Raw genomic sequence first — 24,165 nt, 5'->3', positions numbered from 1 at the left:
GCTAACCGCCTGCTTTTTTTAATACGTACGTTTCTTATAAATACCTTTCCCGCCAACTTGGTTCCAGCCGGATTGGACATCCAAGCTTTTATTAACAAACTTCATTTTTTCTTTTCCGCCAAAGAGTTTTTCACCAATGCTATTTGTAATGACACCAATCAATGCTGTGATTCCGATGATGAGGGCAGCAACAGTGACAAAATCAATAAAAAAAGCAATCATTTGCAAATTCCCCCTTTGCCTGTCTGTATGTTTATTGTATGAGATAAAAGATAAAAAAGAAAGAAATGTCAGAAAAATAATTGATTTATTTTAGAAATCGTATAGACATGGATGAGGATGTTTGTTAAAATAAGAACAAGTGTTCCTTTTGATTCTCACTTTTATAGTCTTACATTTCTTAATTGATTTATGAAGAAAAGGTAAGAAAACGTTCTCTTTTTTATAGAGAAGATTATGGGGAAATAACTGTATATCACATGAAAAATCTATGACAAGCCAGTATTAAGAGGGTTGAAGGTTATTGTTAAATTACAGCTGAAGTGAGTTTGATCATGTTACATAGCAGTGGAATACACGGAAGAGTTTTCTCAATTAGAAGGAAATTTACTGTATATTTCTTGCAAAATCTATTGTATAATGATTATAGAAGTTACTTATTAAAAGTAATTGTTGTTTGCTCAAAGTTGTTGCTTACATGAAATGAGATTTTTTGCACTTTGTTATAAGACAAGGTATCGTAAAAAATTGCTGAATTTAGAAATTTAAACTGTAATTAGTACAGAATTTGTACTCTTTAAGGAGAGTGAGCTTTGTATGGTAACATTATATAGTTCTCCAAGCTGTACGTCTTGTAGAAAGGCGAAATTATGGCTAGAGGAAAATCATATTCCTTATACAGAACGTAATATTTTCTCAGATCCATTAACGATTGAGGAAATTAAAGAGATTTTACGTATGACAGAAAGCGGAACGGATGAGATTATTTCTACTCGTTCGAAAGTTTTCCAAGAATTAAATGTAAACTTAGAGTCTTTACCACTTCAAGATTTATATAAGATGATTCGTGACTATCCAGGGATTTTACGTCGTCCAATTATGATTGACGAGAAGCGCCTTCAAGTAGGTTACAATGAAGACGAAATCCGCCGTTTCTTACCACGTACAGTAAGAACGTTTCAATTACGTGAAGCACAGCGTCTTGTAAATTAATTATAATAACATGAAAACCTTCTACCTATTATATAGTAGAAGGTTTTTTTTAATGTTTCACATTTCGTAATCGAACTTGTTGCACGATAATACCGATGCATAGAACAGTGAAAATGAATAAGAAAGGCATGCTTGTGGTGAAATTTGGATTATTATGAAAGAACGTTGCAAGCCTGTCTTCATGTGTAACCATTTTTCCTGCTGTATAGGCGAGAATCGCTGCTCCGCAATAAATGAGGAATGGAAAGCGTTCCATAAGTATTAAAATAAGTTTGCTGCCCCAAATAATAATCGGGATAGAAATGAGTAAGCCGATTATTACGAGTAAAAATCTTCCGTGAGCTGCACCTGCAATGGCAATAACGTTGTCAAACCCCATAACGAGATCCGCGAATACAATTGTACGCACAGCTTGAAATAAAGTTGTTTTCCCCTGAATAGCAGAAAGATCGTTGCTATTATCAGTTAGTAAATTTACTGCAATTAATGTAAGTAAAACGCCCCCGATAAGTTGTAGAAATGGAATGTCGAGTAAATAGACAGCTAGTATAGTAAGGATAATTCTTAGTACGATTGCTAAAAGAGTACCAATCAAAATGGCTTTATTTCGTTTCGATTCAGGTAAATTTCGGCTAGCTAGTGCGATGACGATTGCGTTGTCACCACCTAATACAACATCGATACCGACAATCATTAGTACAGATGTTAAAAACTCTAAGTCCATTCGTCTGCCTCCATTTATGATGTTTTAATAAGCGAACTGTATGTATGTGGTGAAGAGAGAGACTAAATAATCTTCTCTAATAAAAGTTTCACTTTATTACAGTGTACGGGGGAGGGTGGAAATGTATGTCCAAATTTTTCATGAGTGAGAAATCGCTATAATGATATATTTGTGTAGATGGTCGAATAAAGATAGGCATATAACTATTTTTGTAAAATAAATCGATTTTATTTCCATTCTGGAGAATCTTATCATAAAATGAGAGTACAAGAATCTATTGATTTGTCATATGAGTGGGGAATCCCTTCATAACAATTCTAAGCAGGAAGGGAGAGTTGTATTTTGGATATTGAAAGAATTAATGACCATACGATGAAATTTTTTATTACGTACATTGATATAGAGGATAGAGGGTTTAATCGTGAAGAAATTTGGTATGACCGCGAACGAAGTGAAGAGCTCTTTTGGGAGATGATGGACGAAGCTCGTGATCATGATGATTTCTTTATTGATGGACCGTTATGGATTCAAGTGCAAGCAGTCGATAAAGGGATTGAAGTACTTGTAACGAAAGCAGAGCTTTCAAAGGATGGACAAAAGCTAGAACTACCAATAGGTGTAGATAAAATTATAGACATTCCTCTAGATGAAGGCATTGAATCATTATTCCAGCAAGAATTAGTGGAAGAGGTAGAGAAACAAGCAGGAACAAACTTTAACGAAGATGGTACGTTTGGATTTTTAATTAAATTTAATGATTTTGAAGATGTCATTTCATTAAGCCACCGTCTTATCTTTGAAGATATAAAAGATGAGCTGTATTCATTTGAGAACCGCTATTATGTATATGTGGAATTCGATGAAGTGCTACATGATGAAGAAGAAATTGATCGTATTTTAAGTATTGTTTTAGAATACGGAGAAGAATCAACTTTAACAATTCATCGTGTAAGTGAGTATGGGAAACAAATTGTGAAAGAGCATGCGCTTGAAACAATTCGCAATAATTTTCCTGCTAAAACGTAGGCCGATTTCTGTAGTATGAAATCGGCTTTTTATATGAAGAATAGGAAAGCTTTCTTAGTAAGGAGGTAAGAGATGAAAAATACGTTAAAGTTGATTTTCTTTGTTTTACTATTGTTCGCGTTATTTGTTTCGTTACGTATGTTTATTGATGTAGCATTTTATTCGGATGTAATTGGTATAAAAGATGTTTCGATTTTAGGTATTATTAGTATTTTATTTACGGTATCTGCATTTTTAATTGGCTGCGTTATTTTCTTAGAGAACCGTCATCCGTCTAAAACACTTACATGGCTCATTGTGTTAGGTATTTTTCCGGTATTTGGATTCTTCGCTTATTTATTATTTGGACAGAACTTTCGGAGGAAGAGAATGTTCCAAAAGAAGGCGTTGCTCGATGAACAAGCATTTTTACAATATAAAGGGCATGAAGATTACGAAGAACGGATTTTGCGCAATCATAAGCACCAAGAGCTGTTATTTCGTTTAGCGGACCGCTTAGGCGCTTTAAATATTTCATTTCAAACTGAAACGAGAACATTAACAAATGGAGATGAAACGTTTCAGGCCATTTTAGATGGATTAAAACGAGCGAAACACCACATTCATATGGAATATTACATTGTGCGTGATGATAAGCTTGGAACAGAAATTAAAGATATTTTAATACAGAAATCAAAAGAAGGTGTTGTCGTTCGTTTTTTATATGATGCGGTTGGAAGTTTTAGATTATCGAATTCATATATTGAAGAATTGAATGATGCAGGAGTAGAAATGATTCCGTTTTTCCCTGTGCGCTTTCCGATTTTAAACGATAAGATTAATTATCGAAACCACCGGAAAATCGTTATTATTGATGGAAATGAAGGATTTGTCGGTGGATTAAATATTGGTGATGAATATTTAGGGAAGGATAAATATTTCGGTTTTTGGCGAGACACGCATTTATATTTGCGTGGTGAAGCTGTTCAAAGCTTGCAACTTATTTTCCTTCAAGATTGGTTTTATATGACTGGTGAGGCTGTGCTGGCCCCTGAATATTTACAAGCGAAAGCAGTTGAGGGTGATCATTGGGGAGGCGTACAGCTCGTTGCAGGTGGACCAGATAATAAATGGGAAACAATTAAACATTTATACTTTGCCATGATTTCATCTGCACGGAAATCAATTTGGATTGCGACGCCGTATTTCATTCCAGATGATGATATTTTATCCGCATTAAAGGTAGCTGCACTTGCTGGTATTGATGTCCGTTTGTTAATGCCGAGTAAGCCTGATAAGCGCACCGTCTTTTACGCATCGAGATCGTACTTCCCAGAGCTATTAGATGCAGGGGTAAAGATATATGAATACGAAAAAGGCTTTCTTCATAGTAAAGTTGTCATTGTCGATTCTGATTTAGCTTCAATTGGGACTGCTAATATGGATATGAGAAGTTTTCATTTGAACTTTGAAGTAAATGCCTTTTTATATGATACAGACAGCATTCGAAAACTTGTTCAAGATTATAAAGAGGATATAGAAGAATCAAGTGAAATTCATGTCGATCGTTTTCATAAAAGGCGTCTTCATAGACGAATTGTTGAATCGACGTATCGATTATTATCACCTTTATTATAAAAAGAGATGTCCGAAATTGGGACATCTCTTTTTTAAAAGGAATTTGTAATAAATTGTAGAATATAAGGAGCTGAAAGGGTGTGATTCCGATGTTTATCGCCAAAAGAGAAAATGGAGAAAAAATTCATCTACTCTATCATCATGATGAAGAGCTGTTACATCGTATGCGTAAAATGGAAATCTTCTTTTGCATAGCTTGCGGGAAGGAAGTGCAAATGAAATTAGGGAAACAAAAAAGTTGGCATTTTGCTCATAAGAAAATGGACGCGTGTCTTGCCTTTTATGAAGCAGAATCTATGTATCATATGCACGGTAAAGAATTGTTATATAGGTGGTTCAAACGTCAAAACTTTCCTGTGTATATAGAGCACTATCTTCCAGAAATTCAGCAACGACCAGATATTTTCATAGAGAGAGCAGGGAGAACAATTGCGATTGAATACCAATGCGCCAATCTCTCTATAGAGCAGCTGTACAAACGAACCTATTCGTATTGGCGAGCTGGTATACAGGTCATTTGGATCATTGGTGGAAATCAATTGAAGAGGCAATCAGCATATTGGATGAAATTCTCCTCACTTATGGCTTTCTCCTTACAATCTTATCCTCAGCCATTTCTTATTTTCTTCTGTTCGAAACAAAAATCATTTATGAAATGCGCGTTTCTCACTTCATTTTCTACAAGCGTCTCTTTCTCACATATTATCTATTTACCAACTGAAACGACTACTTTTGAAATGCTCTTTTCTCCCGTCTCTTTCCGAAAAGAAACATTAGGTGAGGAATGGAAAAAGCGAAAGAGCTATTTTCGGCAAAATGCTCTGCCGATTTGGAATTACAATCATAAGTCACTATTACGCCTTTTATATCAATGTAAATGTACCCCAGCGAATTTTCCTTCTGAAATCGGTGTGCCACTCCCGTCCTCATTTGCTTTTCAAACAAATCCATTTATATGGCAAGCTTTTCTATATATAAAGTGTATAGGTGAGCTTACGGTAGGGGATTGTATTTCTCTTCAATATGTATGTAGTTATGTGAAAACGTATACGAAAAGGCGCATGCTCCCGTACTTTTCACGGCATATATGGAAAGTAGCAGTTGCTGAATATATGACATTTTTATGTTATGCAGGTGTATTGCAGAAAGTAGGGACTTATAAGTACCGGAAAAAAAGAGAAGTAGTTATGTTAAAAACAGAGGAGGAAGTTATAAAATATGATGAAATTTGCTTAACGTATGCCTTATCTTTATTTGAGGCAAAGTACAACATGAGAGAAGGAAAAGGGGATATAATAAAGACTGATCGTGAAGGAATTACATAAGAAAAATCGAATTGTATGTAAGTAGAGATATTTAAAGGAGGGCTTAAAGGATGTCTGAACAAAACACAACAAAAACATTACCAAATCGCAGTGAGATTGAAGAATCAAACACATGGCGATTAGAAGATATTTTCCAAACAGATGCAGAATGGGAAAAAGAATTCCAAGCTATTAAAGGGCTATTACCGAAGTTAACTGAATTTAAAGGGAAACTTGGTGACTCTGCGGACAATTTGCTTGAGGCATTGCAATATGAAGACGAAATTTCAATGCGATTAGGTAAGCTATATACATATGCACATATGCGTTACGATCAAGATACAACAAACTCTGTGTATCAAGCGTTAAATGACCGCGCAACAAATTTATATTCACAAGTATCTAGTAGCACAGCATATATTGTGCCTGAAATTTTATCGATTGCAGAAGATACACTGCAAACATTCTTGACAGAAAATAGAGACTTAAGTGTATATGAACATGCATTAGAAGAAATTACGCGTCAACGCCCGCACGTATTATCTGAAGCGGAAGAGGCTCTATTAGCAGAAGCATCTGAAGTAATGAGTGCGTCAAGTAATACATTTGGTATGTTGAATAATGCGGATTTGAAATTCCCATCTATTAAAGGTGAGGATGGAGAAGAAGTGGAAATTACACATGGTCGTTACATTCAGTTTTTAGAAAGTGATGATCGTCGTGTGCGCGAAGATGCATTCAAAGCTGTATATGAAACGTACGGGAAATATAAGAACACATTTGCAAGCACGTTAAGCGGAGCTGTGAAACGTAATAATTTCAATGCGCGTGTTCGTAAATACGATTCTGCACGTCAAGCGGCATTAAGTAATAATAATATTCCTGAAGCGGTGTATGATCAACTTGTTGAATCTGTAAATGATAATTTACACTTGCTACATCGTTACATTGATATTCGTAAGCGTGCACTAGGACTTGATGAGCTTCATATGTATGATTTATATACACCACTTGTACCAGAAGTGAAAATGAACGTGAAGTATGAAGAAGCACAAGACATGTTATTAAAGTCTTTAAACGTACTTGGTGATGAGTATGTTGACATTTTAAAAGAAGCATATGAAAATCGCTGGGTAGATGTGTATGAGAATAAAGGAAAGCGAAGCGGAGCATATTCATCTGGTGCCTATGGAACAAATCCGTATATTTTAATGAACTGGCATGATAATGTAAATAATTTATATACACTTGCTCATGAGTTCGGTCATTCCGTGCATAGTTACTATACAAGAAAGACGCAGCCGCACGTATACGGTGATTATTCAATCTTCGTTGCGGAAGTAGCATCAACTTGTAATGAAGCACTTCTAAACGATTATTTATTAAAAACGACAGAAGATAAGAAAGAGCGTCTATACTTATTAAATCATTATTTAGAAGGATTCCGTGGTACTGTATTCCGTCAAACGATGTTCGCAGAGTTTGAGCATATTATTCATAAGAAAGTACAAGAAGGACATGCGGTTACGCCAGACATGTTAACGGAGATCTACTATGATTTAAATAAGAAATATTTCGGTGATGCTTTAGTAATCGATGAAGAAATTGGTTTAGAGTGGTCTCGTATTCCGCACTTCTACTACAACTATTACGTATACCAATACGCAACAGGATTTAGTGCAGCAACGGCTTTATCTAAACAAATTTTAGAAGAGGGGCAACCAGCAGTAGAACGTTACATTAATGAGTTCTTAAAAGCAGGAAGCTCAGATTATCCAATTGAAGTGCTGAAAAAAGCTGGAGTAGATATGGCATCTCCAGAACCGGTAAAAGAAGCGCTACAAGTATTTGAAGAGAAATTAAATGAATTAGAAGCACTATTATTTGAAGAGAATTAATTGTAAAGACGAGGAATTTACCTCGTCTTTTTTTGTTTTAAATATTTTTGTCGATATTTGTCGAAAAAATAAGGTGAATTTCTTTCTTTTTTCTAAATTAGAAGGCATTTTTACAGGTGATTTTTGTAGTTAAAACCTTTAAATCGTTTTTTATGGTTGAAATAAGAGAGAGCGATGACAATGACTCCAAATAAAAGAGGGAAGGCAATAATTTTAGGAAAAGCTTGTAGTAGAGAGAGGATGTACAAGAAAAAAGAAACGATGACAGCTAGTAAGATAAGTAAAATATACGTTTTTTTCATACAGAACACCTCCAAAATAGCTTTTTTATAGCTTATTCAGAAATGAAAACGTTTAGAATGTGACAAAAGTGTGAAATTCGACAAAAGGGGTTGTCATCTGACGTCGAATCTTGTAATATAATAAGCGTGAACGAATTCACATACAAACATATACCCCTTTGTTTGAACGTGAAAATTTCTCCCATCCCCTTTAATATTTTTATAAGCCGTAAAGAAGAAGACCTGGTGTTTTACACCAGGTCTTTTTCTTTTGCTATCCATTTCCAATAACGCTCACATTTTACGTCAATCATTTGTACTTTTCGTTTCAGTTGTAATTTTTTCAGTTCACGCTCGATCTCTTGCTGCGAGCAGTCATATATAAATGCTACTTCTTTTGAAGATATAAATTGCGTTGCTTCTAGTAACACTTCTAAAGGTGGTAATGGTTCTGGCTCAATTTCACATTTTACAAGTTCTTTCAATAATTGTACGTATACGTCGTAGGAATAAGTTCCAGCGATTTTAATACCTTCTTCATCTGAATTCGCATGAAAGAATACGAGAGAAGGTATTTCTGTAATATGCATCTCATTTGTAAATTTTAAGTCACATTGGAAAGCTTTTTTTGCGCTAGCGGAATGTAGGTCTTTTTTAAATTCTTCTACATCAATATCGCTATCTCTTGCACATGCAAGTAATAATTCACAGTCAGGGTTTGATACATTTTCAAGGAAAATGTATTCTTGGAGTTTTCGCAAAAACTTCGAACCTGCTTTTCGGCCCTGTAACTCCGCTGCCTTAATTGCCATCGAAACTAAATATGGTGTTGACGATGCTTCTTGCATATGTACCTTTCCATCACATGAAAAACCTTGTAAACTTGTTGTCTTTTCCCACACAAATCGAATATTAGCAGGTTTATTCCATTTGTGTGAGGAAGCGTTCGTTCCGTCCACTTTTCCAGTTACGATATGACGAATAGAGAAGTATTTCCCGTATTCAAGCCATAGTTTAATAATAAAGGGCTCAATTTCCCAGCAATCTTTACAAAGTGGATCAATAAATAAATATGCTTCTACAGACTTATGCTCACATGCGGAAGGAGATGGCATATTTATATGCGTTGCTTCCTGCTTATCCATTACACTTCACCTGTTTCGTTTGGAGTATTAACCATATGCTGAGCAGTTAACGCTAAACGTTCAAAAACGAACTCTCTTATATGACCGTGCACTCCTGTGTCATCCATTGCTTGCTCCATACATGATAGCCAAGCCTCTGCTCGTTTTGGAGTAATCTCAAACGGAAGATGGCGTGCTCTTAACATAGGGTGACCATGTTCTTCAGTGTACAAATTAGGACCACCTAAATATTGCGTTAAAAATTGTTTCTGCTTCCTAGCGGTTTCTGTTAAATCATCTGGGAAGATGGGAGATAGGTCAGGGTGTTTACTGACATAGGAATAAAACGTGTCTACTAATATTGCAATGCATTGTTCACCGCCAATTGCTTCAAATGGTGTCATCGGTTGCTTGCTCATCCTTTATAAACTCCTTTTTCCATGAAATGTATATCTATTGTAGCAATGGAATGTTCCAGAGGGCAAATAAACAGCCTTCATAACGTTCTTTGCTTATTTTTCAAATGTAAAAGAATCTTTTCCTTTTAAAAAGTGAGATATATCCACTAGTAGAACGTATTCACTAGTGGAATTTTCACTTTAGCGTGCTTTGTTTTGTTTGGCAAGGAAAAAGCGTTTTACTTTATTATTTGTATGACGGATTGGTATGTCGTGCTGTTTTAATAAATGAATAAACGCAGCTTTTCCTGTTTCTTCATCTTGCACTTCAAATTCAATTTCATAATCATCGTGATTGTAATAGAAACTATGATCAAAGACAAGCGTTCCGCCTTCAAATAGTGTTTCGGCTCTTTCAGTTGTTAAACTACCCATATAAGTTAAAGTGGAAACAGGAATTTGTAATTTGTGTAGTTGATCCATTACAGCCCCTGGAATGATTACGTTTGTTTTCATCATCATTCTTGCTTCGTCTTCTGTTACGATTTGATGCGTTTCTAACAAGCCGACTTCTGCAGGTTGTTTCAATGTTAATGTATAAGTTTCTCCTTTATGACGAATACGAAGTGCAGAGCCAGCTTCTTTTAACGAGAAGCCCGGTGTTTCAAAGTAGTGATTCACCTGTTTCGTAAATACCTCAATAGAGAATGATTTACATAATGTATCGAATTCTTCTTCTGTAACAATATTTTTAAATTCAATTTCAATTTCTTGTGTCATTGTATGTGCGCTCCTTTTAAAAAATAATTCTTTACACATTATCGCTTTTTCATAAATTTGGTTCAATGTTTTATTTGTTTGCGTCCATGTTATGATACAATAATACTGTTAAGTAAGACAGGAAGTTGAGATGGAGGAGTTAGAGCATGCAAAATAAAATTCAAGTTAAGAGCGTAGAAAAGAGAGAGAATGCGCTTATTTTTTGTGCGGAAAATAATGAAATAGAGGTAAAGGAGCTAAGTGCGCGTAATCACGTACTTGTAGACTCAGACAATTTATCATTTTTATATATTTTAGAAAACGAATCATCTTTCATTTATGTAAGTATTCCGCACACATGCTGGGAATCAATGCATGAAGCGATGAATAACGATATAGTAATGTTCGTTCGTGTGAACGACGTTGAAATGGAATTAGAAAATTTAAAAGAAGAAGTAGAATATTTAGTTGAAAATATTGAAGGTAATGCAAATTACGGAGAAGAACTAGTAACTGCTGTAGAAAAAGTATTTCTATAAGCAAATGGATTGATTTTGGTGGTGGTTGAAATGAATCGAAATTGGGAAGAATTTTTAGCACCTTACCATCAAGCGGTGGCAGAGCTGAAAGTGAAACTAAAAGGAATGCGTACTCAATTTGCAATGTTAACAGAGCATTCTCCAATTGAGTTTGTAACAGGAAGGGTAAAGTCGGTTGCTAGTATTATTGATAAAGCGGAGAAGAGAAATGTACCGTTAGACCGGCTGAGAGAAGATATGCAAGACATCGCGGGCCTTCGAATGATGTGTCAATTTGTTGATGAGATTAAGCCTGTTGTAGAATATCTTCGAAAACGAAATGACTTTGAAATCGTGGAAGAACGTGATTATGTCACGCAAAAGAAAGATAGCGGCTATCGCTCTTATCACGTTGTCATTAGTTACCCCGTTCAAACGATTCAGGGAGAAAAAAAAGTATTGGTAGAAATCCAAATACGCACGTTAGCAATGAATTTTTGGGCAACAATTGAGCATTCTTTAAATTATAAATATAGTGGACGTTTTCCTGAAGATATTAAAATACGCTTGCAACGCGCAGCGGAAGCGGCGTTTTTATTAGATGAAGAAATGTCTTCTATTCGTCTTGAGATTCAAGAAGCGCAGAAAGCTTTTTCAAGAAAACAAGAAACGAAAGATTCCGAATCATAAACTAAAGGGTGTTGGGCGATGAAATTTACAATTATGTCAAAGGGAGATCAATCATCAGATACACTGGCAAGCACGATGAAAGAATACTTGCTAGATTTTGGATTTATAATGGATGAAAAGGAACCCGATATTGTAATTTCTGTTGGGGGAGATGGAACGCTTTTATATGCATTTCATCGTTATTATAATCGATTGGATGAAACAGCATTTGTTGGTGTACATACAGGGCATTTAGGTTTCTATGCAGATTGGTTACCGACAGAAGTAGAGAAATTAGTAATTGCAATTGCTAAAACACCATTCCAAGTGGTGGAATATCCGCTTTTAGAAGTGATTATTCGCTATGTGAATGGGAGTAAAGAGTCACAGTATTTGGCGATGAATGAAGCAACTGTTAAAAGTGCGGAAGGTACATTAGTAACAGAAGTGGAAATACGCGGAGAGTACTTTGAAACGTTCCGCGGGGATGGCCTTTGTATTTCTACTCCTTCGGGAAGTACTGCGTATAATAAGGCGCTTGGCGGAGCGATTATTCACCCTTCTATTGAAGCGATTCAAATTGCAGAAATGGCATCTATTAATAACCGTGTGTTTCGTACTGTAGGCTCGCCACTCGTATTGCCGAAGCATCATACATGTGTGTTGAAGCCGGCTGCAGGAATGAACTTACAAATTACGGTGGACCATTTAACGATGGTTCATCAAGATGTGAAATCAATCCAGTATCGCGTTGCAAACGAGAAAGTACGATTTGTTCGTTTCCGTCCGTTCCCGTTCTGGAAACGAGTTCGTGACTCGTTTGTTGCAGATAAATAGAAAGGGTTTATATATTTGAACAGATTTACATTGAAATGGGATATAGAATCGGCTGAAGAGGGAACTTTAGTTAGAGAATTTTTAAAAACAAAAGGGATTTCTAAAGCCGCCTTAACGGATATAAAATTTCGCGGCGGAGCTATTGAAGTAAATAATCAACATGCCAGTGTTCGTCATCAGTTGCAAGCTGGTGAAGAATTACGTGTCTTTTTTCCAGTGGAAGAAAGAAGTGAAGGGATGATTAAAGAAGATATCCCTTTATGTATTGTATATGAAGATGATGCGGTTCTTGTCATAAACAAAGAGGCGAACATGTCAACGATTCCGTCTAGAGAACATCCGGCAGGTAGTGTTGCGAATGCGCTCTTATCTCATTATGATAAGCAGCATCTTGCAAGTACGGTGCATATCGTAACAAGATTAGATCGTGATACTTCAGGGCTTATGCTTATTGCAAAAAATCGTTTCGTGCATCATCTTTTATCGAAACAGCATCAACAAAAAGCTGTGAAAAGGACATATGAAGCAATTGTTCACGGTGAGATGATAGAACGAGAAGGAACGATTGATGCACCGATTGGACGGAAATCGGATAGCATTATTGAGCGAACCGTTTGTGAAAATGGGCAAAGAGCAGTTACTCATTTTAGAGTGATGGATAGCGCCAATCATAAGACACATGTATCACTTGAGCTTGAGACCGGAAGAACGCATCAAATTCGTGTACATATGGCTCATATAGGCCATCCGTTACTTGGTGATGATTTATATGGAGGAAGAAGAGATGTGATAAAACGTCAAGCACTTCATAGTACATCTTTGACGTTTTATCATCCTATTTTAGAGAAGGAAATGTCTTTCACTACAACGATTCCAAGCGATATGGAAGAGGTATTAAGGCATACTTAAAAAGGGAACAAAATTCTTATGTAACGAAGAATTTTGTTCCCTTTTTTCTTAGCGGAATAATATTAAAATTTGATTTTCACCCGTGCGCTTTATAACGAAAAAGCCACTTTCGGATTTTGTAGCAATGCCATCGTTATTTGGACGACAATATCCATGCGTTTCGCAAGTACCGTCATCGCGTACTAACATTTGTCCAATTAACCCGACAGGAAGCCACTCGGTACGATCTTTTCTTGCTATATATTTGCAAGTTGGATCCCATTCTGTATTTAAAAGAGGTTGTATGTCTTGCGATTCCGTACGTACATATTGGCGTTTTCCAAAGTTATCTGTTTTATAGCGTTTTTGCCAACTTAAAGCACCGCTATTTCCTATAAGGGCGGGGGTTGCACTAGATATTCCTAAAATGAATGAATCGTTTGAAGTAGCGATCCGAATTTTTTCTTCGCTACTAAATGTAACGAAATAACCTACATCAATAAAATGATTGTCTGTTGTTTCAAACATTTGTGCAAAATCAGTTCCACTTGCATTGTAAGAAGCGCCATCAATATACATTTCCCCATTATGAGCAAGCCACTTTGCACCGATATTATGATCGGTTTCATTTGTGCCGTTTGCAATAAACCAAGAATAAGATTCTTCTGCTGTGCCGAAGCGCCCCATAATATGGCTACCTGCAAAATGAGCTGTTGATGTATGATTACCTTCCGCATGAGAAGAGAATCCGTTAGCGATAGTCGCGGTTCCTTCTGCATGTGCTGCTTCGCCTAAAGCAATTGTATGTTTACCTTCCGCATGAGAATAAGAGCCACCTGCTGTCGTTTCACTTCCTTCACTATGGGAACTATGTCCAGTTGCTTTCGTTTTTGATCCTTCCGCATGAGAGAAAGAAGCTTTTGCGTGTGTAAGAAGTCCTTCTGCATGTGAAGCTGTACCCTCTGCATTAGAGTGAAGCCCCTCTGCATGTGCATATCGTCCCCCTTTTTTTACTTTTGTATTTTCAGGTGTAGGAGTTTGAATTATGATCGTTTTTTCTGTTTGTATATCATTGGATGGTGCTAATGCTTCTCTTATTTTTTTCACTTGATTTATAATAGCAGCTGGAATTTCTGATTCTGCTTTTTTATTTATTGCTACAGGGATGTCTTCTTCTGTATTTTTCTCTGTTTGCTCAGAAGGCACAACCTGTTCAGTGTGAGTAGAGAGAGGTTTATTTTTTTGCTGCATCTTTGTTTTTCTATTATCGATTATGCGGCTCATTACAGCATTTTCTAAAGAGACATATTTTGGTTTAGCTTTGTTTTTGGGGGAAGCCCCTTGTCCGTCCAGTTCTTCTAAAGCTGCAGCTCGAATGCTGCACCAGTTGTTAATTCCGTACATGGGCAGATAAAAAGGCGGGCATTTTCTTTTTTGTTTAAAAGATTTTTTCTTCATTCTGTCACCTCCTGCGACAGTATATGCCGTGTAATTAAAAAAAGATGCACTTTATTGCATCTTTTTTTAATTACTTTACCTAGTTTTTATAGGAGAGCCTCCTAAATGATACGGTAATCCTCGTAATTTGTGAATGATATCTAAATAAGGGTCGTTATGAAATTGGGCGGAATTTCTCATGGACAAAAGACAGGGAGGAAGGGACGGAAACGGTCTCCATCTCAGGATAACGTAGTCCGGTTAGTTTGCCACCAAATACAGCGCCAGTGTCAATATTGACTGTATGATTTACGAAGCGAGGTTCTTTAACGGGTGTATGTCCATATACAATCCAAGCTTTTCCTTTATATTCTTGTGCCCAGTCGCGACGGACAGGAGAGCCGTCAGCATGTTTTTCTCCTGTAATATCGCCATATAATACAAAGGTCTGTACTTTTTTATCTTGTCTTCCTATGTAATCTTGCCGAATTCCAGCGTGACATACAATTAACCTTTTCTCATCGAGTACGTGATATAAAGGGGATTGCTCATAAAGTGTGATGAATTTTTCTTTTATAATGTTTTGTTTATGAGAAGGCAGTGCTTCATATTCGGCAACAGTTGTTTCGAGTCCATGAGCGATTGTCACATTACGCCCAAGGAAAAAACGGTATAGTTTATTACAGTGATTTCCCGGAGCGTAATAAGCTACTTTTTTATTTATGACAAGTTCCCATACAATTTCAATCATACGTAATGAATGAGGGCCGCGATCTGTAATATCACCAACAAAAGCAAGCTTACGTTGGTCAGGGTGAAACGGCAGGTCACTATTCCAGTTGTATCCGAGTTTCGTCGTTAAATCTTGAAACTCTTGAAAGCATCCATGAATATCCCCTATAATGTCAAATTTCATATTTAAACCTCCACCATATTTTTCATTAGTATATCTAAAAAAGGATAGAGATAAAAATATACTGTTTTTGCTCGTCATTTAAACATAAAGATTTTCGTTCTTGAGCGAACATTTAAAACGAATCCAATCGCTATCATGTATGTGAGTAAGGAACTTCCTCCGTAGCTCATAAGGGGTAATGTAATTCCTGTAATAGGTAGTAATCCGATGGTCATCCCGATATTTTGAAATACTTGAAAGGTAAACATTCCGATTGTACCAGCACAGATGTAACTACCGAAAGGGTCATTACTTTCTAAAGCGATATGAATCATGCGGAAAATAAGTAGGAAAAAAAGTGAAATAATGACACTTGCACCTAAGAAGCCGAATTGCTCAGCGACATTGGTGAAAATAAAATCTGTATGTGGTTCTGGAAAGTATACTTGTCCATTTTCCCAACCTTTTCCTTGCATTTCCCCTGATCCAGTAGCTAAGAAAGCTTGTCTTAATTGATAGCCTTGCGCATCATATTTGTATGGCGCTAACCAGCCGTAGAAGCGATTTAGTTGATATTCTTGTAAAATGTGTGCTTTAAAGAATTTTGTATGAGTAAAAAAAATATACGTTAATGTAACGCCAGCTACAAAAATACCAGAAACTAATCCGAAAATAAAACGCCAACGTATACCAGAAACTAGTATCATTGCTGCGAGCATAGCTGAAATTACCATTGTGTTTCCTAAATCAGGTTCCTTTGCAACAAGTAGTAGGGGTGGCAAACTTGTTGCACATATTTTTCCGAGTAATAAAAAATCGTCGTGTATTGTTCGGAAAAAATATTTCTCATTGTGATTTGCTATAATTCGTCCGGTGACGATAATTAAAAACAATTTCATAATTTCAGAAGGCTGGAAATTTCCGATGCCTGGAAGCCTGTACCAAGCGGTCGCACCTTTTATTGTAACGGCACCTGGTACTTGAAGTTCTAGTCCAATTAGTAGTACCAATGCAAAGCTATATAAATACCAAGCAATTTTTTGATAACGATCGAAATCGATAATCATAATAAAACCGATGGCTATAAATCCAATGAAGTACCATTGGATTTGCTTTAATACAAAATTTACATTTTGCAAAAATGGTGGTAAAGAGGCTTGTGCACTTGCAATTGCAAAGCAACTAACAGTCCCAATGGCAAATAAGATGAATAGTAATACGTAGTCTATTTGATATTGAGAATTTGGATCTTTCAATGTATGTATTCCTTTCTATCGCCTAGTAAGTATAATGGATCATGTCATGAAAAAAATAATATACAAGCAGACTATTCATACATTTATTCCACTATTTGTAGGAAGTCATACATCACGAGGAAGGAATAGCTCCTCCCTTGTGATGGACTATATTGCACGGAGCTCTTTTGTAATGATATTTAAACAATAAGAAAGTCGTGCATGTGTATTTTTATCTGGAATGAGGTTTGGAAATAGATCGTAAAATTTGGTCGCATTTTTATACCATCCGTAAGCTCTTATCAAACCTTTTTTATAATATTTGGCGTCTTGTAAGAAACCATACTTTTTCGAGGTTAAAACGAGCTGAGAAAAATCTTCACAGCCCTCAAGGAATTTGTGACGTACTTGCTGTCCAGTATGAAGACGGAATGAACTTAAGGGCTCAGTTATATACATCGCATCGCCTTTTGAAAGTAAACTTATCCAAGAGGCCATATCAACACTACAACCATATTTTCTGCCATTTAAAGTGCCGAAAGGTTCCGTTAATAGGTTTTTTCTAAAGAGTACGATTGTAGGCTCACCGATAATATTTTGTCCTGCTAGAAGCATACGGTTTCCAAAATCTTTCCCATTTAGTAGAGTATCTTCATCATATAATTTTTTCATGGAGGGATGTTGTTCAATTATATCTCCATTATCATCAATCCAAGTGCGATAGGATGTGATAAGCGCGAGATTCTTATTTAAGTCTTGTTGAAAATGAAACATCATTTTTTCGATTTTATTATTATAAAATGTATCATCGTCCATTAAGAAATTTATGTACTCTCCATTTGACTGTTCTAAGAGCATGAGGGCGTTATGAAATTGTCCTAGAGTAGAGGCATTTCGAATGTATGTTATATGTTTATGCTTATGTAAATAATGTCTGTATATTAATTTTTCTGTTTCATTATTTGTACTATCGTCCCCTACAATAATTTCAATATTTGAATACGTTTGCGCTAATGCACTTTCTAAAGCAATTTTAAAATAATGTGGTCGATTATAGGTGGGAATAAGGATAGAAACGAGAGGCGGATTTTTTATATTATTCATATACAACTACCTTTCAGAAGTTTTTTGTGTAAGAATAATATCTTGATAACTTGTGTGTTCAGTTCTGCTACACCATGAACCATAATGAGGGGGGGACTGTATTTCTAGCCCATGTTTATTTAATAGGGCACGAATATCTTCCTCAGGATAGGCAACTGCGAAATTAGGGATATCTTTATTTAGAACATAACAATTGTCAATTTGATGATAAAAACCTAACGTACTTAGTCCTGCATTTAAGTAATAGGATGATTCAGGGTTAATTAAAAAGAAAGTAATAAAACATCTCCCATCTTTTTTCAGAACTCGTGCAATCTCGCATACGTAATGTTCTAATTCTTTCGGAAGGAGATGGGTAAATACAGACGTTAAAAAAATAAAATCGAATGATTCATCTTCATATGGAAACTTGTATTGGGAAGCATCTTCTTTTCCATCGGGATTGTAGAATTGATTATATATATCGACATGTTCAAAATGGAAATTGTTACGGCGTGTAGAAATGTTATTTTTGCACCATGTAATTCCCGTATTGAATAAGTCAAAGCCATAATAAGTACCTTCATCGCTTAAATAATTCATTAATGGAACCGCCATTCGGCCAATGCCACAGCCTACATCTAACACTGTTTCATTTGATTTTAAATTGCCAATTTCAATAAAATACTGCATAAATTCTTTTCCAACTTCTTCAAAATTACCACCTACATATTGAACGAGTTCTGGGGGTGGAATTAATGTGATTTTTTTCTCGTTTTCGTTCATACATTCACTCCGTCCTTGTAGTAAAGTAGGGGATTTCTATTGTATATATAAGTTAATCATTTATAGTGAGGGGAACTTTACACAATTAGTTCTTATGAATAAGTAGTGTAATAGAACCCCTCAAAAAATAAAATTGTATTCTATTCTTTTCGCCAATAAATACCGAAATCATCAATCTTAGTAATAGGAGCTTTTAAGTTTCTTTCATTTCTGAAATCTGTTACAGCCTCTGCGCATGTTACCAATCCGTAATCATCAATAATAATATAGCCGCCTGTTGAAACTTTATCGTATAAGTTTACAAGGCTATCCATCGTTGATTCATACATATCACCATCAAGGCGAGCAATTGCAATTTTTTCTACCGGTGCTGAAGGCAAGGTATCTTTAAACCAACCCTTTAAAAATTTCACCTGATCATTTAATAAATCGTATTTTCTAAAGTTTTCTTGCACTGTTTCTAAAGAAACTCGTAAGTAATCGAATGTGTGCAAATAATCACCGTAATCTTTCGGATATTGTTCTAAGTTAGGTGCTGGCAGACCTTCAAACGAATCGGCAACCCATACAGTACGATCCGTAATGTTGTTTGCTTGTAAAAAACCATTCATAAAAATGCATGATCCTCCGCGCCATACACCAGTTTCAATAAAATCACCTTCTATATTTTCCCTTACAACAGTTTCCATAGCCTCATGTAATTGATTCATACGTTTTCGGCCAACCATACTGTGTGCTGCTCTTGGCCAATCCTTACCACCTTGACGCTCACTTTTTGAAACGTTAGGATCAACGATTTTCAAATTGTGATTTTCTACGTATTGCTTAAGAAATAAAGGAAGCGGAACTGTAACTGGTTCATATGATAGCTCTTTAGATATATGTAACGAAGCAGGTAAGTATGGTTCGTATTCTAACCATATTTCAAATAAAATTGTTTTCTTTAATAGCTCAAGATAAAGCTGAACAGCTGATTTATTTTCCATATAAGTGCCTCCTGCGGAATGTCATACAACATTATGACTATGTAGAAAAGAAAGATTTAATGATTGAATTTAACAATGAAAAAGCAGTAAAACTGATATCAGTCTTACTGCTACGTACAAAATTAAGCGATTTTCTCAATGATAATTGATGCACTTGTACCAAGAGCTAGCGATAATCCAATTCCTGTAACAACTGCTTCAACTAGTGATGGTGTTGTAGTAATTTGTGTAATGGCTTGGATAACGATAGGAGCTCCAAGTGAAATTAAGCTTGTGCCCGCACCCGGTACATTAACTCCATTAACTTGAATCCCAAGACTTCCTAATAAACTTACTGCCGCTGTATAAGCAATAACAGTAATTTTATAGAAGCCAGTTTCACTAATTACGAAAGTATCGGCATCCATTTGAGAAATTGCCGTACCAAACTGAGATCCAACGGTATTAAATGGTACTGGATCATTAATCCCAAGAGCCAAAGAAACTGTAGCTGAGTTAAAGGCATACAATCCTGCTGGAAGTCCTAAGCCAGAAGGTCCAGTTGGCCCAGTCGGCCCAGTTGGCCCAGTCGGCCCAGTTGGTCCAGTCGGTCCGGTAGCACCAGTCGCACCAGTTGGCCCAGTCGGTCCAGTCGGTCCAGTCGGTCCAGTCGGTCCAGTCGGTCCAGTCGGTCCAGTCGGTCCAGTTGGCCCAGTCGGTCCAGTCGGTCCAGTTAGCCCAGTCGGTCCAGTCGGTCCAGTCGGTCCAGTTGGCCCAGTCGGTCCAGTCGGTCCAGTCGGTCCAGTCGGTCCAGTCGGCCCAGTTGGTCCAGTTGGTCCAGTCGGTCCAGTTGGTCCAGTTGGTACAGTTGGCCCAGTCGGCCCAGTCGGTCCAGTCGGTCCAGTCGGCCCGGTAGGAAGGGTAAACGGTGGTATTGGTGGTAATGTTGGTCCTACAAGATTAGGGTCAAATGCACTAGCTGATAAAGATTCATCGGGATTTAATCCATCTGAATAATTATTATTTGACATAAATTCACCTCCATAAAGCGTTCATTATATAGTAGATGCAAAACCGGAAGAAAATGACACGGACATTTGAATTATTGAAAAGAAATCTTAAACTGCTTGTGCAAGTTAAAAAAGTGGAAAGTTTATTGTATGTATAACATATGATTGATTTGGAAGAGGGTGATTATGTTGAACAAGCAAGGAATTACAATTAGTTTATGTATGATTGTTCGAGATGAGGAAGATACAATCGGTCGATGTTTAGACGCAGTAGAAAAAATCGTTGATGAAATTATTATAGTTGATACAGGTTCCATTGATCGAACGAAAGAAATTGTAGCTCAATATACCTCTAACATATATGACTTTCCATGGATTAATGATTTTGCGGCAGCTAGAAATTTTTCTTTTTCAAAAGCAACGCAAGAATATATATTATGGCTAGATGCTGATGATGTGTTATTAGAAGATGCTCAAGAGGCATTGAAGCTATTAAAAAAAGAATTAGATTCTAATGTGGATGCTGTTTCGATGCCTTATCATCTTGTAATGGATTCTAATGGGAAACCTTTATACTGTACAAAAAGATATCGGCTTGTAAAGCGTGAAAAAGAATTTCAATGGTTTGGAAAGGTGCATGAGTATTTAGCTATTTTTGGTGAGATTTTTAATAGTAATGTTGCGATTACGCATAAAAAAGAAAAGAAAGTAACGAACCGCAATTTGAAGATTTTTCAAGATGCCGTGGCAGCTGGAGAGGAATTGAGTCCGAGAGATTTGTTTTATTACGCGAATGAATCTATGGATAATCAAAAATATGATGATGCAGTTCTGCTATATGAAACATTTCTTAATCAAGACGAAGGTTGGTATGAAGAGAAAATTTATGCATGTGGTAAATTAGGAGATTGCTATGCAAAGCTTGGAATGTGGGAGAAGGCAGTTGAATCTTGTGTAAAGTCATTTCGGTATGATGTCCCTAGAGGAGAGAATTGTACAAGAATAGGATATATATATATGGATCAACAAAAATATAATGAGGCAATTTTTTGGTTTAAACTTGCAACAGAAGTGACAATGGCAACAGAGAGTCCTTTTCACAGTCCAGCTAGCTACACATGGATTCCCTATTTACAAATGTGTATTTGTTATAGCAAGTTAGGCGAGCAAGATAAAGCTTATTATTACAATGAATTAGCAGCTTCTTATGTTCCGAATAATGCTGCAATTGAATACAATCGCAAATATTTTCGGAGTGTTTTTGATGAACAATATAAATAGTTATAGGTTGCGTTTTTATTACGATTCTAACTCTAATAGATTGGTTATATAGTAAAGTATCGGTAATGTAACCAGTACTGGTTACATCTATAGACTTCATATGAAGTTTATATTTCAAATTCAATTTGCATAAGGAGTGTGTGAAATGAATTCCCCAAAAAATTCTTTATATGAAGAAAAGTCTGGGCATTATTATAATGCAGTGAATCCGAATTTATTAAAGCATATAAAAAAGGAATGGAAAGAAGTTCTTGATATCGGTTGCTCGAGTGGTGCATTGGGAGCTGCCATAAAAGAAAATGGCACACGTGTATCTGGAATTGAGGCATTCCCAGAGGCGGCAGAAAAAGCAAAAGAAAAACTAGATCATGTTATTTTAGGTGATATAGAAACAATGGATATGCCGTATGAGGAGGAGCAATTTGATTGCGTTATATTTGGGGACGTATTAGAGCATTTATTTGATCCGTGGGCTGTAATAGAAAAAGTAAAACCATATATAAAGCAAAATGGTGTAATTTTGGCTAGTATACCGAACATTTCTCACATTTCAGTATTAGCTCCCTTACTCGCTGGAAACTGGACGTATACAGAATATGGTCTATTAGATAAAACACATATTCGTTTCTTTACATTTAATGAAATGCTACGAATGTTTTTAAAAGCAGGTTATTCGATTAGTAAAGTAGATCGTGTATATGTTGATCATAAAATGTATGAACCGCTTATCGAGGAGTTATATGGAATTTGTAAAAAATATCGTCTTGGAAGTGGCTTCATGGCTGAGACGGTTGTATTTCAATATATTATTGAAGCAGAAAAATCACAATTATGAGTACGGCAGATAAAACAATATTATTTGTTACGTGTATAAATGATCGGAAAATGTATGCACAATGTGCGCGACATATATTACAATTGCCAGTTCCTCCAGGATATACGATACAGTTTATGCCGATTCGGAATGCGAAAAGTATGACGAGCGGATATAATCAAGCAATTTCGCATCCAGCAAAATATAAAGTGTATATACATCAAGATGTTTTCATTGTAAATGTAGGATTTTTATATGGATTACTTCAATTGTTTCAGGAACATGAACATCTTGGAATGATCGGTATGGTTGGAGCCCAATATGTTCCTCCAAATGGAACATGGAATGTAGGCAGAGGAGTTGTTGGGAAAGTAATTGGTTATATGAATGATTTATATTATATGGCAAGTCAAGAAAAGCCGTACCATGAGTCAAAAACATTTATGCCTGTAGAATGTATTGATGGATTATTAATGGCAACGCAATACGATATTCCGTGGCGGGAAGACTTGTTTGATGGGTTTGATTTTTATGATGTATCTCAATCATTTGAATTTAGAAAAGCTGGCTATACAGTTGGGGTTCCTGTACAGCGTGATGCGTGGTGCATTCATTATCATATTGATGTGAATATGACCAACTATGAAAAGTACAGAAAGATATTTGTGGAGCACTATATGTCAGATGTAAATCAAGACGAATAGAGGGGCTACAAGATGAAGGATCATACAATATTAGTCGTTGTTTGTATAAATAATGAAGAGCTATTTGAACAATGCGAGAGACAAATACAAAACCTTTTTGTTCCCCCTGGTTATGTCGTACAAATTTTTCCGATACGAGATGCGAAAAGTATGGCAAGTGCATATAACCGAGCACTTTCATATCCCGCGAAGTATAAGGTTTATATACATCAAGATACTTATCTTATTAATCGAGAGATGTTTTATACACTCATTTCTCTTTTTAAAGATAATGAAAAACTTGGTTTAATTGGCGTAGCTGGTGCTCAATTTTTACCGAGCAACGGGATATGGTGGGAAGGAAAAAATTTGGTAGGGAAAGTGATTGAGTACAGGAGACAGAATTATCAATTATTAAATTTGGATCAGCTGTTTTATAAGAATCAATCATTTATGTCAGTTCAGGCAATTGATGGATTATTAATGGCCACACAATATGATATTCCATGGCGAGAAGACTTGTTTCAAGGATTCCACTTTTATGATGTGTCGCAGTCTTTAGAGTTTCAAAAGGCGGGTTATTTAATTGGTATCCCTAATCAAGCAAATTTATGGTGTATACATTACAACGGGGATGAGTTTGATGCGGATACATATGAGAAGTATCGGAAAGTGTTTGTAGAACATTACAAAGATATACTATCTCCATCATAAGGGAGAG

Annotated in this window: 26 protein-coding genes; 13 read left to right on the top strand and 13 right to left on the bottom strand. The window is 36.2% G+C overall.

The features are described 5' to 3' along the window. Window positions 1-18: 18 nt before the first annotated feature. The gene (locus tag QEP67_RS21905; RefSeq protein ID WP_000559978.1) at window positions 19-222 is read right to left on the bottom strand and encodes a hypothetical protein; all 204 of its coding nucleotides are present in this window, start codon (window positions 220-222) and stop codon (window positions 19-21) included. 594 nt (window positions 223-816) lie between these two features. Between QEP67_RS21905 and spx the strand changes: the two genes are divergently transcribed. Further along, window positions 817-1,212, top strand: a complete 396-nt coding sequence (gene spx, locus QEP67_RS21900; protein WP_000258267.1) for a transcriptional regulator Spx — start codon at window positions 817-819, stop codon at window positions 1,210-1,212. A 49-nt stretch (window positions 1,213-1,261) separates the two neighbouring features. Here the strand turns inward: spx and QEP67_RS21895 are convergent, their stop codons facing one another. Next, entirely contained in the window at window positions 1,262-1,936 is a 675-nt protein-coding gene (locus QEP67_RS21895) for a TerC family protein (protein ID WP_000362605.1), read from the bottom strand. Window positions 1,937-2,278: 342 nt separating this feature from the next. Here QEP67_RS21895 and mecA point away from each other — a divergent pair, with 342 nt between their 5' ends. From mecA to pepF, 4 genes are all read left to right on the top strand, one after another. Further along, on the top strand, window positions 2,279-2,962 hold the full coding sequence (gene mecA, locus QEP67_RS21890; RefSeq protein WP_000350721.1) for an adaptor protein MecA: 684 nt from the start codon (window positions 2,279-2,281) through the stop codon (window positions 2,960-2,962). A 72-nt stretch (window positions 2,963-3,034) separates the two neighbouring features. Next, window positions 3,035-4,579: a cardiolipin synthase gene (locus tag QEP67_RS21885; protein WP_000799209.1), complete on the top strand. Its 1,545-nt coding sequence runs from the start codon at window positions 3,035-3,037 to the stop codon at window positions 4,577-4,579. Window positions 4,580-4,659: 80 nt separating this feature from the next. Continuing rightward, entirely contained in the window at window positions 4,660-5,904 is a 1,245-nt protein-coding gene (locus QEP67_RS21880) for a competence protein CoiA family protein (RefSeq protein WP_048567030.1), read from the top strand. A 50-nt stretch (window positions 5,905-5,954) separates the two neighbouring features. Then, window positions 5,955-7,781 (top strand): oligoendopeptidase F, encoded by a 1,827-nt coding sequence (gene pepF, locus QEP67_RS21875; protein ID WP_000003404.1) that lies wholly within the window; start codon window positions 5,955-5,957, stop codon window positions 7,779-7,781. Between the two features lie 110 nt (window positions 7,782-7,891). On the opposite strand, the gene QEP67_RS21870 is transcribed toward pepF, so the two are convergent. From QEP67_RS21870 to QEP67_RS21855, 4 genes are all read right to left on the bottom strand, one after another. Further along, window positions 7,892-8,083, bottom strand: a complete 192-nt coding sequence (locus QEP67_RS21870; RefSeq protein ID WP_002108703.1) for a hypothetical protein — start codon at window positions 8,081-8,083, stop codon at window positions 7,892-7,894. A gap of 230 nt (window positions 8,084-8,313) precedes the next feature. After that, the gene (locus QEP67_RS21865; RefSeq protein WP_000360672.1) at window positions 8,314-9,207 is read right to left on the bottom strand and encodes a ClpXP adapter SpxH family protein; all 894 of its coding nucleotides are present in this window, start codon (window positions 9,205-9,207) and stop codon (window positions 8,314-8,316) included. Further along, window positions 9,207-9,605, bottom strand: coding sequence for a hypothetical protein (locus tag QEP67_RS21860; RefSeq protein WP_000043382.1), 399 nt, complete (start codon window positions 9,603-9,605; stop codon window positions 9,207-9,209). The genes QEP67_RS21865 and QEP67_RS21860 overlap by 1 nt, the downstream gene beginning before the upstream one ends. 180 nt (window positions 9,606-9,785) lie before the next feature. Next, a complete protein-coding gene (locus tag QEP67_RS21855; protein WP_000191103.1) occupies window positions 9,786-10,364 on the bottom strand; it encodes a CYTH domain-containing protein in 579 nt (192 codons plus the stop codon). 146 nt (window positions 10,365-10,510) lie between these two features. Between QEP67_RS21855 and QEP67_RS21850 the strand changes: the two genes are divergently transcribed. The 4 genes from QEP67_RS21850 to QEP67_RS21835 are packed head-to-tail and all read left to right on the top strand — an operon-like array spanning window position 10,511 to window position 13,276. Continuing rightward, complete coding sequence (locus QEP67_RS21850) at window positions 10,511-10,882, top strand: hypothetical protein (protein WP_001179998.1); 372 nt, start codon at window positions 10,511-10,513, stop codon at window positions 10,880-10,882. 30 nt (window positions 10,883-10,912) lie between these two features. After that, window positions 10,913-11,551, top strand: a complete 639-nt coding sequence (locus QEP67_RS21845) for a GTP pyrophosphokinase family protein (RefSeq protein ID WP_001081480.1) — start codon at window positions 10,913-10,915, stop codon at window positions 11,549-11,551. A gap of 18 nt (window positions 11,552-11,569) precedes the next feature. Continuing rightward, the gene (locus QEP67_RS21840) at window positions 11,570-12,367 is read left to right on the top strand and encodes an NAD kinase (RefSeq protein WP_000673190.1); all 798 of its coding nucleotides are present in this window, start codon (window positions 11,570-11,572) and stop codon (window positions 12,365-12,367) included. Between the two features lie 15 nt (window positions 12,368-12,382). Next, complete coding sequence (locus QEP67_RS21835) at window positions 12,383-13,276, top strand: RluA family pseudouridine synthase (protein WP_001079117.1); 894 nt, start codon at window positions 12,383-12,385, stop codon at window positions 13,274-13,276. Window positions 13,277-13,324: 48 nt separating this feature from the next. Here the strand turns inward: QEP67_RS21835 and QEP67_RS21830 are convergent, their stop codons facing one another. The 7 genes from QEP67_RS21830 to QEP67_RS21800 all read right to left on the bottom strand — a co-directional run bounded on the left by QEP67_RS21830 (window position 13,325) and on the right by QEP67_RS21800 (window position 20,687). Next, the gene (locus tag QEP67_RS21830) at window positions 13,325-14,713 is read right to left on the bottom strand and encodes a peptidase G2 autoproteolytic cleavage domain-containing protein (protein ID WP_000730329.1); all 1,389 of its coding nucleotides are present in this window, start codon (window positions 14,711-14,713) and stop codon (window positions 13,325-13,327) included. 154 nt (window positions 14,714-14,867) lie between these two features. Next, window positions 14,868-15,608 carry a bis(5'-nucleosyl)-tetraphosphatase PrpE gene (prpE, locus tag QEP67_RS21825; RefSeq protein ID WP_000667005.1) on the bottom strand — a complete coding sequence of 247 codons (741 nt, stop codon included), beginning with the start codon at window positions 15,606-15,608 and terminating at the stop codon, window positions 14,868-14,870. A gap of 74 nt (window positions 15,609-15,682) precedes the next feature. Continuing rightward, entirely contained in the window at window positions 15,683-16,843 is a 1,161-nt protein-coding gene (locus QEP67_RS21820; protein ID WP_000654711.1) for an FtsW/RodA/SpoVE family cell cycle protein, read from the bottom strand. A 147-nt stretch (window positions 16,844-16,990) separates the two neighbouring features. Next, window positions 16,991-17,926: a glycosyltransferase family 2 protein gene (locus QEP67_RS21815; protein WP_353706428.1), complete on the bottom strand. Its 936-nt coding sequence runs from the start codon at window positions 17,924-17,926 to the stop codon at window positions 16,991-16,993. 6 nt (window positions 17,927-17,932) lie between these two features. After that, window positions 17,933-18,691 carry a class I SAM-dependent methyltransferase gene (locus QEP67_RS21810; protein WP_048567031.1) on the bottom strand — a complete coding sequence of 253 codons (759 nt, stop codon included), beginning with the start codon at window positions 18,689-18,691 and terminating at the stop codon, window positions 17,933-17,935. A 140-nt stretch (window positions 18,692-18,831) separates the two neighbouring features. Next, window positions 18,832-19,677 (bottom strand): TylF/MycF family methyltransferase, encoded by an 846-nt coding sequence (locus QEP67_RS21805; protein WP_000428854.1) that lies wholly within the window; start codon window positions 19,675-19,677, stop codon window positions 18,832-18,834. 122 nt (window positions 19,678-19,799) lie between these two features. Next, complete coding sequence (locus QEP67_RS21800; RefSeq protein WP_048567032.1) at window positions 19,800-20,687, bottom strand: collagen-like triple helix repeat-containing protein; 888 nt, start codon at window positions 20,685-20,687, stop codon at window positions 19,800-19,802. A gap of 165 nt (window positions 20,688-20,852) precedes the next feature. Here QEP67_RS21800 and QEP67_RS21795 point away from each other — a divergent pair, with 165 nt between their 5' ends. From QEP67_RS21795 to QEP67_RS21780, 4 genes are all read left to right on the top strand, one after another. Further along, entirely contained in the window at window positions 20,853-21,947 is a 1,095-nt protein-coding gene (locus QEP67_RS21795) for a glycosyltransferase family 2 protein (RefSeq protein WP_048567033.1), read from the top strand. A gap of 145 nt (window positions 21,948-22,092) precedes the next feature. Continuing rightward, on the top strand, window positions 22,093-22,782 hold the full coding sequence (locus QEP67_RS21790) for a class I SAM-dependent methyltransferase (RefSeq protein WP_001087861.1): 690 nt from the start codon (window positions 22,093-22,095) through the stop codon (window positions 22,780-22,782). Next, window positions 22,779-23,465 carry a glycosyltransferase family protein gene (locus QEP67_RS21785; protein ID WP_000100683.1) on the top strand — a complete coding sequence of 229 codons (687 nt, stop codon included), beginning with the start codon at window positions 22,779-22,781 and terminating at the stop codon, window positions 23,463-23,465. The genes QEP67_RS21790 and QEP67_RS21785 overlap by 4 nt, the downstream gene beginning before the upstream one ends. Window positions 23,466-23,477: 12 nt before the next feature. Further along, window positions 23,478-24,158, top strand: a complete 681-nt coding sequence (locus tag QEP67_RS21780; RefSeq protein ID WP_000651509.1) for a glycosyltransferase family protein — start codon at window positions 23,478-23,480, stop codon at window positions 24,156-24,158. The last annotated feature ends 7 nt before the right edge of the window (window positions 24,159-24,165 follow it).

It is taken from the genome of Bacillus cereus group sp. MS39 (genome assembly GCF_040448665.1).
Taxonomy (GTDB): domain Bacteria; phylum Bacillota; class Bacilli; order Bacillales; family Bacillaceae_G; genus Bacillus_A; species Bacillus_A wiedmannii.
The sequence above is the reverse complement of the archived record's forward strand: the minus strand, read 5'-3'. Positions and strand labels throughout refer to the sequence as shown.

Bases quoted from the DNA above. Each gene is read 5' to 3' on its own strand.
- QEP67_RS21870 (WP_002108703.1), bottom strand. From the start codon at position 8,083: ATGAAAAAAACGTATATTTTACTTATCTTACTAGCTGTCATCGTTTCT.
- QEP67_RS21795 (WP_048567033.1), top strand. From the start codon at position 20,853: ATGTTGAACAAGCAAGGAATTACAATTAGTTTATGTATGATTGTTCGA.
- QEP67_RS21790 (WP_001087861.1), top strand. From the start codon at position 22,093: ATGAATTCCCCAAAAAATTCTTTATATGAAGAAAAGTCTGGGCATTAT.
- QEP67_RS21780 (WP_000651509.1), top strand. From the start codon at position 23,478: ATGAAGGATCATACAATATTAGTCGTTGTTTGTATAAATAATGAAGAG.
- QEP67_RS21815 (WP_353706428.1), bottom strand. From the start codon at position 17,926: ATGAATAATATAAAAAATCCGCCTCTCGTTTCTATCCTTATTCCCACC.
- QEP67_RS21855 (WP_000191103.1), bottom strand. From the start codon at position 10,364: ATGACACAAGAAATTGAAATTGAATTTAAAAATATTGTTACAGAAGAA.
- spx (WP_000258267.1), top strand. From the start codon at position 817: ATGGTAACATTATATAGTTCTCCAAGCTGTACGTCTTGTAGAAAGGCG.
- QEP67_RS21800 (WP_048567032.1), bottom strand. From the start codon at position 20,687: ATGTCAAATAATAATTATTCAGATGGATTAAATCCCGATGAATCTTTA.
- QEP67_RS21805 (WP_000428854.1), bottom strand. From the start codon at position 19,677: ATGGAAAATAAATCAGCTGTTCAGCTTTATCTTGAGCTATTAAAGAAA.
- QEP67_RS21850 (WP_001179998.1), top strand. From the start codon at position 10,511: ATGCAAAATAAAATTCAAGTTAAGAGCGTAGAAAAGAGAGAGAATGCG.
- QEP67_RS21860 (WP_000043382.1), bottom strand. From the start codon at position 9,605: ATGAGCAAGCAACCGATGACACCATTTGAAGCAATTGGCGGTGAACAA.
- QEP67_RS21840 (WP_000673190.1), top strand. From the start codon at position 11,570: ATGAAATTTACAATTATGTCAAAGGGAGATCAATCATCAGATACACTG.
- pepF (WP_000003404.1), top strand. From the start codon at position 5,955: ATGTCTGAACAAAACACAACAAAAACATTACCAAATCGCAGTGAGATT.
- prpE (WP_000667005.1), bottom strand. From the start codon at position 15,608: ATGAAATTTGACATTATAGGGGATATTCATGGATGCTTTCAAGAGTTT.
- QEP67_RS21885 (WP_000799209.1), top strand. From the start codon at position 3,035: ATGAAAAATACGTTAAAGTTGATTTTCTTTGTTTTACTATTGTTCGCG.
- QEP67_RS21810 (WP_048567031.1), bottom strand. From the start codon at position 18,691: ATGAACGAAAACGAGAAAAAAATCACATTAATTCCACCCCCAGAACTC.
- QEP67_RS21845 (WP_001081480.1), top strand. From the start codon at position 10,913: ATGAATCGAAATTGGGAAGAATTTTTAGCACCTTACCATCAAGCGGTG.
- QEP67_RS21895 (WP_000362605.1), bottom strand. From the start codon at position 1,936: ATGGACTTAGAGTTTTTAACATCTGTACTAATGATTGTCGGTATCGAT.
- QEP67_RS21905 (WP_000559978.1), bottom strand. From the start codon at position 222: ATGATTGCTTTTTTTATTGATTTTGTCACTGTTGCTGCCCTCATCATC.
- QEP67_RS21830 (WP_000730329.1), bottom strand. From the start codon at position 14,713: ATGAAGAAAAAATCTTTTAAACAAAAAAGAAAATGCCCGCCTTTTTAT.
- QEP67_RS21865 (WP_000360672.1), bottom strand. From the start codon at position 9,207: ATGGATAAGCAGGAAGCAACGCATATAAATATGCCATCTCCTTCCGCA.
- QEP67_RS21785 (WP_000100683.1), top strand. From the start codon at position 22,779: ATGAGTACGGCAGATAAAACAATATTATTTGTTACGTGTATAAATGAT.